This is a genomic window from Clostridium pascui, from assembly GCF_016908015.1.
GTDB lineage: Bacteria > Bacillota > Clostridia > Clostridiales > Clostridiaceae > Clostridium_AK > Clostridium_AK pascui.
Genome location: NZ_JAFBDB010000003.1, coordinates 288,199 through 299,853, shown reverse-complemented (window position 1 = coordinate 299,853; position 11,655 = coordinate 288,199). Strand labels below are relative to the sequence as shown.

Annotated in this window: 13 protein-coding genes; all 13 read left to right on the top strand. The window is 32.5% G+C overall.

The features are described from left to right. The 13 genes from prfA to murA all read left to right on the top strand — a co-directional run bounded on the left by prfA (position 1) and on the right by murA (position 11,600). A complete protein-coding gene (gene prfA / locus JOC70_RS10170) occupies positions 1 to 1,074 on the top strand; it encodes a peptide chain release factor 1 (RefSeq protein ID WP_204598779.1) in 1,074 nt (357 codons plus the stop codon). Positions 1,075 to 1,099: 25 nt separating this feature from the next. After that, positions 1,100 to 1,702 (top strand): hypothetical protein, encoded by a 603-nt coding sequence (locus JOC70_RS10165; protein ID WP_204598778.1) that lies wholly within the window; start codon positions 1,100 to 1,102, stop codon positions 1,700 to 1,702. Positions 1,703 to 1,747: 45 nt separating this feature from the next. Continuing rightward, entirely contained in the window at positions 1,748 to 2,488 is a 741-nt protein-coding gene (locus JOC70_RS10160; RefSeq protein ID WP_341534882.1) for a ZIP family metal transporter, read from the top strand. A 35-nt stretch (positions 2,489 to 2,523) separates the two neighbouring features. Further along, a complete protein-coding gene (locus JOC70_RS10155) occupies positions 2,524 to 3,576 on the top strand; it encodes an L-threonylcarbamoyladenylate synthase (protein ID WP_204598776.1) in 1,053 nt (350 codons plus the stop codon). Positions 3,577 to 3,656: 80 nt separating this feature from the next. Further along, complete coding sequence (locus JOC70_RS10150; RefSeq protein ID WP_204598775.1) at positions 3,657 to 4,106, top strand: low molecular weight protein arginine phosphatase; 450 nt, start codon at positions 3,657 to 3,659, stop codon at positions 4,104 to 4,106. Between the two features lie 67 nt (positions 4,107 to 4,173). Further along, positions 4,174 to 4,623, top strand: a complete 450-nt coding sequence (gene rpiB, locus JOC70_RS10145) for a ribose 5-phosphate isomerase B (protein WP_204598774.1) — start codon at positions 4,174 to 4,176, stop codon at positions 4,621 to 4,623. Between the two features lie 21 nt (positions 4,624 to 4,644). Continuing rightward, positions 4,645 to 5,274, top strand: a complete 630-nt coding sequence (gene upp, locus JOC70_RS10140) for a uracil phosphoribosyltransferase (RefSeq protein ID WP_204598773.1) — start codon at positions 4,645 to 4,647, stop codon at positions 5,272 to 5,274. Positions 5,275 to 5,389: 115 nt separating this feature from the next. Further along, the gene (locus JOC70_RS10135) at positions 5,390 to 5,878 is read left to right on the top strand and encodes a deoxycytidylate deaminase (protein ID WP_204598772.1); all 489 of its coding nucleotides are present in this window, start codon (positions 5,390 to 5,392) and stop codon (positions 5,876 to 5,878) included. A 14-nt stretch (positions 5,879 to 5,892) separates the two neighbouring features. Beyond that, positions 5,893 to 6,927, top strand: coding sequence for a glycosyltransferase family 4 protein (locus JOC70_RS10130; RefSeq protein ID WP_204598771.1), 1,035 nt, complete (start codon positions 5,893 to 5,895; stop codon positions 6,925 to 6,927). A gap of 18 nt (positions 6,928 to 6,945) precedes the next feature. Next, positions 6,946 to 8,100: a non-hydrolyzing UDP-N-acetylglucosamine 2-epimerase gene (gene wecB, locus JOC70_RS10125; RefSeq protein ID WP_204598770.1), complete on the top strand. Its 1,155-nt coding sequence runs from the start codon at positions 6,946 to 6,948 to the stop codon at positions 8,098 to 8,100. A 129-nt stretch (positions 8,101 to 8,229) separates the two neighbouring features. Then, positions 8,230 to 9,408 carry an acetyl-CoA C-acetyltransferase gene (locus JOC70_RS10120; RefSeq protein WP_204598769.1) on the top strand — a complete coding sequence of 393 codons (1,179 nt, stop codon included), beginning with the start codon at positions 8,230 to 8,232 and terminating at the stop codon, positions 9,406 to 9,408. 218 nt (positions 9,409 to 9,626) lie between these two features. Then, the gene (locus JOC70_RS10115) at positions 9,627 to 10,319 is read left to right on the top strand and encodes a YwmB family TATA-box binding protein (protein ID WP_204598768.1); all 693 of its coding nucleotides are present in this window, start codon (positions 9,627 to 9,629) and stop codon (positions 10,317 to 10,319) included. A gap of 21 nt (positions 10,320 to 10,340) precedes the next feature. Next, the gene (murA, locus tag JOC70_RS10110; RefSeq protein WP_204598767.1) at positions 10,341 to 11,600 is read left to right on the top strand and encodes a UDP-N-acetylglucosamine 1-carboxyvinyltransferase; all 1,260 of its coding nucleotides are present in this window, start codon (positions 10,341 to 10,343) and stop codon (positions 11,598 to 11,600) included. The last annotated feature ends 55 nt before the right edge of the window (positions 11,601 to 11,655 follow it).

The window sequence follows — 11,655 nt, the reverse complement described above, 5'->3', positions numbered from 1 at the left end:
ATGTTAGAAAGACTTGATTTTATAGAAAATAAATATGAAGAGTTATCCATAAAAATAAGTGATCCAAGTGTAATGACAAACCAAAGAGAGTGGCAGAAGCTCTGTAAAGAACATTCAGACTTAGAAATAGTAGTTAGCAAGTATAAAGAGTATAAAAAGGTTATGGATGATATAAGTACAGATAAAGAAATGATACAGGAAGAATCAGATAGAGAGCTTAAAGAAATGTTGCAGGAAGAATTAAAAGAACTTTCCCAAAGACAAGAAGAGCTTGAACAGGAATTAAAAATACTAATGCTTCCTAAGGATCCTAATGATGATAAAAATGTATTTATAGAAATTAGAGCTGGTGCTGGCGGTGAGGAAGCAGCCTTATTTGCTACAAATTTATTTAGAATGTATACAAGGTATGCAGAAAGAGTTGGCTGGAGAATAGAGCCTATGAGTGTTAATGAAACTGACTTAGGTGGACTTAAGGAAGTTGTATTTATGCTAAAGGGAAATGGTGCATATAGTAGATTGAAATATGAAAGTGGAGTTCACAGAGTTCAAAGGGTTCCTGACACTGAATCAAGTGGAAGAATTCATACCTCAACAGCTACAGTTGCAGTTTTACCAGAGGTGGAAGATGTAGAAGTAGAGATAAATGCTAATGATTTAAGAATAGATGTGTTTAGAGCATCAGGACATGGTGGACAGTGTGTTAATACTACAGATTCAGCAGTGAGAATTACTCATCTTCCTACAGGACTTGTAGTTTCCTGTCAAGATGAAAAATCACAGCTTAAAAATAAGGAAAAAGCTATGAAAGTACTAAAGTCTAGATTATTTGATAGACTTCAAGCAGAGAGAAGCGCAGGTATTGCTGAAGATAGAAAAAGCCAGGTAGGTACTGGAGATAGAAGTGAAAGAATAAGAACCTATAATTATCCACAGGGAAGAGTTACTGACCATAGAATTGGAGTTACATTATATAGATTAGAATCTTTCTTAGATGGAGATATAGACGAAATTATAGATGCACTTATAACTGTAGAACAAGCAGAAAAGATGAAGAACTTGGGCGGAAATTAATTATTAAAAGAGAGAGAGGGGCATTATGAATATAAATAAAGCCATTAGGAAGCAACAAAAGTCTTATAAAAGATTTATGCTTATAATGTGCTTTATTTTTTTTATAATCCCTGCTATATTGATTTATACTAAAAAACTGTCCTTGTTTTACATTGCATATGCTAGTATAATACAGTTTTTAATTATAATATCCATGCTTGTAAAAAAGCATAATGAACATATTAAATTTAAAATTATAGACAACTACAGGCTATATATAGAACTAGGATTGTTTAAGAAAAAAGTTAACATGTTATGTGATAAAATTGAAATAGTACATGCTGAAAGTTTTAAAAGAAAGTCTGATGGTAAAGAGGATTTTGAAATTATAATAATCACCTCATCTAAATTTAAAAGTGAATATGTAGTGGCTGTTAATTCTAAATTGTTTAAGCTACATCCTTTTATAGCACATCGATATAAAAAGAGAAAAATGCTTTACCCTGAGAAGTCATATTTTTTCACAGTTATAAAAAAAGGAAAGCTTTATAAATATGTTCTTTTGGATATGATATACAGAAGATGCGTAAATGCAGAATTCACTTATGAAGCAATAGATAGAATAAAAGAATATAGGGAATCGCTATAACATAGAATAAATAAAACCACGACTAAATATATCTATATAGATAATATTTTTAAAAGGTGGTTTAAAGTGAATAACCTATATTTAATAATACTTATAGGAAGCATAGTAGCAGTAGCTGGTACTCTTATCGGTTCTTTTATAGCTATTTTTGTAAGGAATCCTTCAAATAAAACATTAGGATGGCTTATAGGGTTTTCTGGAGGGCTGATGTTGGCTGTAGTGGTCTTTGACCTAATTCCGGAAGCATTAAGCAAGTGGAGCTTTGTATATACGATTATATGTTGTATTATGGGGATACTAACAGTAGCATTTATAGATAAAAAAACTGAGGAAAAGAAAATAAACAAGCATGCAAAGATAGCTTTTATTACGGCTATAGGGCTTATGATGCACAATTTCCCTGAGGGAATTATAATGGGGTGTGGATTTGCTACAGGAGGGATACTCGGAATAAAAATGAGCATAATAATAGCGCTACATGATATTCCTGAGGGTCTAGCAGTTGCAGCCCCACTTATGGCTTCAAAAACTAAGATGTTAAAAATAATTATATATACTTTTCTTACAGCGGTGCCTACTATATTTGGAAATTTTATGGGATTGTATATAGGGAATATTTCTCAGAGCGCACTAGGAATAAGTTTATCATTTGCTTCAGGGATAATGTTATATGTAGTGTGTGGGGAAATGATACCAGAATCCAATAAACTTTGGGAAGGAATAACTACTACATTTGGAATACTTTTAGGTATAATTGTAGGACTTGCTATAATCACGTTGTTGTAGGACGAAAACAATGACTTTAGAAGGAGATGTAATCTTTGGATACAAAAATTGTAAAGCTAAATTACAATAATTTAGATAGGGAAGCAATAAAAGAAGCAGGATATATTTTAAGAAATGGAGGTCTAGTGGCTTTTCCCACTGAAACCGTATATGGATTAGGAGCCAATGCTTTAGATGATAGAGCTGTAAAAAAAATATTTGAGGCTAAAGGAAGACCACAAGATAATCCTCTTATAGTACACATTGCAGAAGTATCTGATATAGAAAGCTTAGTAGAGGAAGTTCCAGAGGTTGCTTTTAAACTTATAAAGAAGTTTTGGCCTGGACCTTTAACGATAATATTGCCTAAAAGTAACAAAATTCCTAACACCACTAGTGCAGGACTTGACAGCATAGGAATAAGAATGCCATCCAATAAAGTAGCAAGAGAAATAATAAAAGCATCAGGAGTGCCTATAGCAGCACCTTCGGCCAATATTTCAGGAAGACCTAGTCCAACAGATTTGGAAAGATGCGTAGAAGACTTAAATGGCAAAGTTGACTATATAATTGGAGGAGAAAAGTCAAATGTAGGTGTGGAATCTACCATTATAGATTGTACAATATATCCTCCGTGTATACTAAGGCCTGGTGGAGTTACGTTAGAAATGCTAAAGGAAGTAGAAAAAGGCGTTTATATAGATCCTGGTATAATGAAGAAGCCAGAAGAAAAGTTAAGGCCTAAAGCACCTGGCATGAAGTATAGGCACTATGCTCCGAAGGCACCAGTAAAAGTTGTGCAAGGTGATCTAGGTTTTACAATAACAAAGATTAATGAATTGATAGATAAGTATACCAAGGAAGGGAAAAATGTAGGGGTAATAGCTACAGATGAGACATTAAATAAATATCATAATGCAATAGTAGAAACTTTGGGAAGTAGAAGCGATATAAATGTAATAGCACAGAACCTATTCGAAACCTTAAGAAGGTTTGATGATAAAAATGTTGATGTGATTCTTTCGGAAGCATTTGAAGAAAAGGGAATGGGAATTGCTGTTATGAATAGGTTAAAAAAATCAGCAGGATTTGATATAATATCTATATAACTTTATGTTGATATTGACATAGAGCTAGTATTAATATAAAATGATTAACTGATAGTTAAAGAAAAAATAAGGAGGTAATTATGAAGGTTTTATTTATATGCACAGGTAATACTTGTAGAAGTTGTATGGCAGAAGCTATATTTAATTATTGCTCAGAACAGTTACATCAAGGATTATCAGCAGGAGTAGCTGTAGTAAGCGGTAGTAAAACCTCCTTAAATTCTTCAGCTGTTGTTATGGAAAATTTAAAAGTTGATATAAGCGACAGAAAAGCAATACAACTTACAGAAGAACATATTAAAGATAGTGATCTTATACTTACTATGACAGAAAGTATATGCGATTATTTAAAAAGAGTTTATCCAACATATCAAAATAACATATATTCTTTAAATAGTTTTGTCGGCATAGAAGGTGAAATTTTAGACCCTTATGGTGGCACACTTTCTGTTTACAAAAATACATTTGAACAATTAAAAAATAGTATTATATTATTATTAAATAAATTAAAGGAAGATAAAGGTATCTAAAATAGCTACTCCTATCTTCCTTTTTTGTGGGTAAACTAAGAATTATAATTATTTTGGAGGTGTTTTTATGAAAATAGCATTAGGAAGTGATCATGCTGGATTTCCATTAAAAGAGGAAATAATAAAACATTTAAAAAACAAGGGCATAGAATTAAAAGACTTTGGTACTTTTTCAGAGGAGTCTATTGATTATCCAGATTATGCTTTAAAGGTTGCAGAAGAGGTAGCTAGTAAGAATTTTGATTTTGGTATACTTGTATGTGGAACAGGAATAGGAATAAGTATTGCAGCCAATAAGGTTGCTGGTATAAGAGCAGCTCTATGTTCAGATACATTTAGTGCACATTCTTGTAGAGAGCATAATAATGCTAATATATTAGCATTAGGACAGAGAGTAGTAGGTTTAGGGTTGGCGCTTGATATAGTTGATGCATTTTTAAGTGCTGAATTTCAAGGTGGAAGACACCAAAATAGAATAGATAAAATTTCTGATATAGAAGCAAAATATAATAAATAGAGATTATAGGGAGGAATAATAATGAGTAAAGTAACACAAATAGCACATCCATTAATATTACATAAACTTGCATTTATAAGAGATAAAAATACAGGATCTAAGGATTTTAGAGAACTAGTAGAAGAAGTAGCAATGCTTATGGCTTATGAAGTTACAAGAGATCTTCAAGTGGAAGAAGTAGAAATAGAAACACCCATATGTAAAACAAAATGTAAGGTATTAGCAGGGAAAAAGGTTGCTATAGTTCCTATACTTAGAGCAGGTCTTGGTATGGTAGATGGTATGTTAAGACTTATCCCAGCAGCAAAGGTTGGACATATAGGATTATATAGAGATGAAGAAACACTTAAACCTGTAGAATATTTCTGTAAGCTCCCACAGGATATAGGAGAAAGAGATATAATAGTTACAGATCCTATGCTTGCAACAGGTGGATCTGCTATAGATGCTATAACTCTTCTTAAGGAAAAGGGAGCAAAGAATATGAAGCTTATGTGCCTTATAGCGTCTCCAGAAGGAGTAAAGGCTGTTATGGATGCACATCCAGATGTAGATGTATATGTAGCTGGAATAGATGAAAAACTAAATGAACAGGGATATATAGTACCAGGTCTAGGCGATGCAGGAGATAGATTGTTTGGAACTAAATAATATTAAAAGTCGGCTAATTTAAGCCGACTTTTAAATTACTTATACTTTTAATTAGTATTTTTTTAGTATAGAATAGTACATAGTAGTACTAAGTATTTGTAATAACGGAGGAACTATGGATAGAATAGATAAAAATAATTATTATCTTGATATATGTGAAACTGTATTAGAGAGGGGAACTTGTCTTAGGAGAAATTTTGCAGCTATAATAGTAAAGAATGATGAAATTATGTCAACGGGATATAGTGGAGCTCCTCGTGGAAGAGTTAATTGCTGTGATTTAGGATATTGCAGAAGAGAAGAACTTAATGTACCTAGAGGTACAAGATATGAATTATGCAGATCTGTGCATGCTGAGCAAAATGCCATAATTTCTGCAAGAAGACAGGATATGATAGGTTCTACTATGTACCTAGTAGGAAAAGAAGAAAAGACAGGAAAATTTGTAGAAAATGCATCGCCGTGTTCTTTATGTAAAAGGTTTATAATAAATTCAGGAATTGATAAAGTAGTAATACGAGATACTAAGGAAGAATTTAGAGAAATACTCGTAAATCAATGGATAGAAAATGATGATTCACTTGCGGGAGATGGATCATATTAAATGGGGAGATAAATATGGACAATATGCTTTTCTTAGGAGTGATTGCAGCAATCTTATCATTTCTTTTTACTCCTTTAATAAAAAGGTTAGCAATAAAAATAAATGCAATAGATGTACCTAAAGATGAAAGAAGAGTACACAAAAAGCCAACTCCACTTTTAGGGGGATTAGCTATATATTTTTCTTTTATCATTACAATGATGTTAAAAAATGGACATTTAATTAAACAAGAAAAGGGAATAATTATAGGTGCTACTATTATTGTCATAGCAGGATTTCTAGATGATAAATATGATTTGAAACCAATTATAAAGTTATTGCTTCAAATATCAGCTGCAATATGTTTGATTTTATATGATATAAAGATAATATCTGTTACAGATCCTTTCTCCAGCTATGATTCTTATATAAATATAATGTGGCTTTCCGTACCACTCACCGTAATTTGGGTAGTAGGAATAACTAATGCTATTAATCTTATAGACGGACTAGATGGATTAGCAGCTGGAGTAGCATTGATTTCAACTGTAACATTGTTTATTATAGCTTTGCTTAATATAAGTACTAGAATGGAAGCGGCAATACTGACATCTGTACTTATCGGATCTATAATGGGATTTTTGCCATATAACTTTTATCCTGCTTCTATATTTATGGGGGATACGGGAGCACAGCTCTTAGGATTTCTATTAGGAGCCATATCTATACAAGGTGCTATTAAGTCAGCGGCTGCCTTTGCTATATCAGTACCTATATTAGCGCTAGGACTTCCTATATATGATACTTTATTTGCCATGATAAGAAGAAAAATAAATGGTAAGCCTATAATGGGTGCAGATAGGGGACATTTGCATCATAGATTGTTGGATATGGGATTAACTCAAAGGCAAGCGGTTATAATAATGTACCTTATAAGTACCGTTCTAGGGGCTTTTGCAATAATAGCTATGCAAATAAGCAGTGCAAATTCTTATTTCTTATTAGCATCAATAATGATTTTAATAGTTATTATTGCGTGGAAATTTGGATTTTTTAAACACAAAGAATGATTTTCTGGAGGTAAGGTAATGGAAAAAATTAAGATAATTACTATATTTGGAACCCGACCAGAGGCTATAAAAATGGCACCGCTGGTAAAGGAGCTAAAAAAGTATGAGAAGGTTGAAAGTATAGTTTGTGTTACAGCGCAACATAGACAAATGCTTGATCAAGTACTTCAATTATTTGATATAACTCCAGAGTATGATTTGGATATAATGCAAAGTAAGCAAAGTTTAACAGGGATTACAGTTAAGGTTTTACAAGGATTAGAAGAAGTATTTGAAAAAGAAAAACCTGATTTAATATTAGTGCATGGTGATACAACAACAACTTTTGCAGGAGCTCTAGCTGCATTTTATCAAAAAATTAAGGTGGGGCACGTAGAGGCGGGACTTAGAACGCATAACAAAAACTTTCCGTTTCCTGAAGAGATGAATAGAAAGCTTACTGGAGCTATAGCAGATTTAAATTTTGCGCCTACTGAAAGTTCTAAAAATAACCTGCTTTTAGAAGGGGTAAAAAGAGAAGATATATATATTACAGGAAATACTGTAATAGACGCAATGAATGTTACAGTAGAAGATAATTATGTTTTTGAAAATAATGAACTAAATAATATAGATTACCAAAATAAGAAGGTCATAATGGTCACTGCTCATAGAAGAGAAAATTGGGGGCAGGGTATAGAAAACATTTGTAAGTCTTTAAAAATATTAGTTGAAAGATATGAAGATGTGGAGCTGGTATACCTTGTTCATTTAAATCCTATAGTAAAGGATGTAGTATATAAATACTTAGGGGGAATGGATAGAGTACACCTTCTTTCTCCTTTAGATACTAAGGAAACTCACAACCTAATGAATAAATGCTATATGATTATGACAGATTCAGGAGGACTTCAGGAGGAAGCGCCTCATTTAGGGAAGCCGGTATTAGTCCTAAGAGATGTAACAGAGAGGCCGGAAGCAGTAGATGTAGGCACTGTAAAACTTGTAGGGACAGATATAGATACCATATTAGAAAATGCAAGGATTCTTATAGAGGATAAAAATTGTTATGAAAGAATGAGTAAGGCTATAAATCCTTATGGGGATGGTTTTGCATCTCAGAGAATAGTAGAAGCTATATTATATCATTTTAAAAAAGAGACGAAAAAACCAAAAGAATTTAAAGTAATATAAACTTTGTGTTTTTTTTAACAAAATCTATTGATTAAATTTTAATTTATGGTTATAATGGAGTTGTTGACAGAAAAATTTGTGAATTATAAAATAAATTTTAATAAAAATATATTTTTAGGAGGGTTACTAATGAAAGAAGTAGTTATAGTTAGTGCAGTTAGAACAGCATTAGGTTCTTTTGGTGGAGGATTAAAAGATGTTCCAGCAGTTGAGTTAGGCGCTATCGTTATAAAGGAAGCTGTAAAAAGAGCAGGAATAAAGCCAGAAGATGTACAAGAAGTTATAATGGGAAACGTTTTACAAGCAGGTCTTGGACAAAATCCAGCTAGACAAGCAGTTATAAAGTCAGGTCTTCCACAAGAAGTTTCAGCATTCACAATAAACAAAGTTTGTGGTTCAGGATTAAGAGCAGTAAGCTTAGCAGCTCAAATGATAAAAGCAGGAGATGCTGATGTAATCATAGCTGGTGGTATGGAAAACATGTCCAGAGCTCCATATGTAATGAATGATGCAAGATGGGGACAAAGAATGGGAAATGGACAACTAGTAGATGAAATGATAAACGATGGTTTATGGGACGCTTTCAACCAGTATCATATGGGAGTTACAGCTGAAAATATAGCTGAAAAATGGGGATTAACTAGAGAAGAGCAAGATCAGTTTGCTTTAAGCTCACAGTTAAAAGCTGAAGCAGCTATAAAAGAAGGAAAATTCAAGGATGAAATAGTTCCAGTTGTTATACCACAAAGAAAGGGAGAGCCAAAGGTATTTGATACAGATGAATTCCCAAAATTTGGTTCAACTATAGAAAAATTAGGAAAATTAAAGCCAGCATTCAAGAAAGATGGAACAGTTACAGCTGGTAATGCATCAGGTATAAATGATGGAGCGGCTGCATTTGTAGTAATGAGTGCTGAAAAAGCTCAGGAATTAGGATTAACTCCATTAGCTAAAATAACATCCTACGGTTCAGCAGGATTAGATCCAGCTATAATGGGATATGGTCCATTCCATGCAACAAAAGTAGCTTTAGAAAAAGCTAACATAGCAGTTGAAGATTTAGATTTAATTGAAGCTAATGAAGCATTTGCTGCACAGAGTATAGCTGTTGCTAAAGATTTAGGATTTAACATGGACAAGGTTAATGTTAATGGTGGAGCTATAGCATTAGGACATCCAATTGGAGCGTCAGGTGCTAGAATACTTGTATCATTAATTCACGAAATGCAGAAAAGAGATGCTAAAAAAGGTTTAGCTACTTTATGTATAGGTGGCGGAATGGGAACAGCTTTAATAGTTGAAAGATAATATAATTAGTTTTATATAAAGAGATTGAGTAATTTGCTCAATCTCTTTATTTTTGTAAAATTTTACGTGTAGGCTTTATTATATTTCTTTTTAGTAACACTTTTTCTCTAAAATTATATATTAGTAATATATTTATTGAATAAATAGCATGTATTTGTCCATAATTCAAATAGGTTTCAAGATGAATTAAAAGGGGGAAGGCTCTTTAGGGCAAATATATGAAAAAGTTAAGATGGGTTATTGTGGTTATCATAATGTTAATAATATGGGGATATAAATTTCCGATGTACTCTCAAGCAAACCAAAAAGTAGACATGTTTTCGGAAATAATTAACAGAACTGGAGCTCAGGTAATGGAGTATGGAGTTCAAGTAAACTTTTCTACACAGAATTCTGGAGAAGAGGTGTGTAAATCTATTCTCATGAAGTTAAACTATGATAAAAGCACTAAAATTAATATAGAGAAAAATGACGGGAATTACTATATGGAGTTTTCAAGCCCTGCAGTTGAAGGAAATATTCAAAGTATAAATTCTGACAATGATAATATTATATCTATCAATATAAAAGAATACAGTCATGAAAATCAATTAGCTGAATTAAAAGCAAAAATCAAGAACTCTATTGAGTGTGATAAGGAAGTAGTCTTTTTTGAATATATAAAAGCAAAAACTATTAATTCGAATATGAAAGAGTTAAATAAACAAGTTATAGGTATATTAAAGTCTTTTAATACAAAAGAGATAAAAACAGTAGAAATAAATAATGGGTTAAGTACCACGGCATATACTCATCAATATGATGAATTAAATGTTGGAGGAAGATTTATAGATTTTAATTATGCTTTATGCAGTTATGATACGGGAGATTATATGATCTTAGCTACACCAGTTATACCTATAACTTATTAGTAATTTTTATGGAGGATATATATGGATAGGATTATAATCAAGGGCGGAAAAACCTTGAAGGGTGAAGTTGAAATAAGTGCTGCAAAAAATTCAGTTCTTCCTATTATAGCGGCAAGTATTTTAAGCGGAGATAAATGTATTATAGATAATGCTCCTATGCTTGAAGACGTTTTTGTTATAAGTGATATACTAAGATCTGTATCAGCAGATATTGATATAGATACAGGGGATAGAAAGATAATAATTGATACAAAATCCGTATGTGATGTTGAACCTTGTAGTGAACTCGTAAAAAAGCAGAGAGCTTCATTTTTGATAATGGGGCCTATGATATCAAGATTTGGTAGGATTAGAGTATCCCTACCAGGCGGATGTAATATAGGAACAAGACCTATAGATCTTCATTTGAAGGGGCTAAATGCCCTTGGAGCTGAAATCAACATAGGGCATGGATATGTAGAAGCTAGAGCCAAAAAGCTTATAGGAAAGAAAATTTATTTAGATTTCCCATCTGTGGGTGCTACTGAAAATATAATGATGGCAGCAGTACTGGCTGAAGGAGAAACTATAATAGAGAATGCTGCAGAAGAACCTGAAATAGAAGATTTAGCAGACTTTTTGAATAAGATGGGAGCAAAAATTACTGGAGCAGGAACGGATACAATAAGAATTGATGGTGTCAAAGAATTGAAAGGAATAACTCATAAACCTATATATGATAGGATAGAAGCGGGAACATTTATGGTAGCAGCTGCAATTACTAAGAGTTTAATAAAGATAAATGGTGTAAATTATCAGCATTTAAGGCCTGTAATAGCAAAACTTATTGAAATGGGAGTTAGGATAGATGTTAAAGGAGAAGCTTTAATAGTTGATGGAACTAATAAGCTTAATGCTACAGACATAAAAACAATGCCATATCCAGGATTTCCAACAGATATGCAGTCTCAAATGATGTCTCTTTTATGTACCGTGGATGGAACTAGTTTAATAACAGAAACTATATTTGAAAACAGATATATGCATGTTTCAGAAATGAAAAGAATGGGAGCAAATATAAAGGTAGATGGAAGAAGCGCTATTGTTCAGGGTGTTAATAAATTAACAGGGTGTGAAGTAAAAGCCACGGATTTAAGAGCAGGAGCAGCACTTGTCCTATGTGGGCTTGCAGCAGAAGGAATCACTAGCGTTACAGATGTATATCATATAGATAGAGGATATGTAGATATAGAGAAGAAGCTAAAGTGCTTAGGTGCAGACATATTTAGAGAAGAAAATTAAATAAAGGTAAGTTATAACTTATCTTCTGTTTTCATATATTTTTATATAAACATAA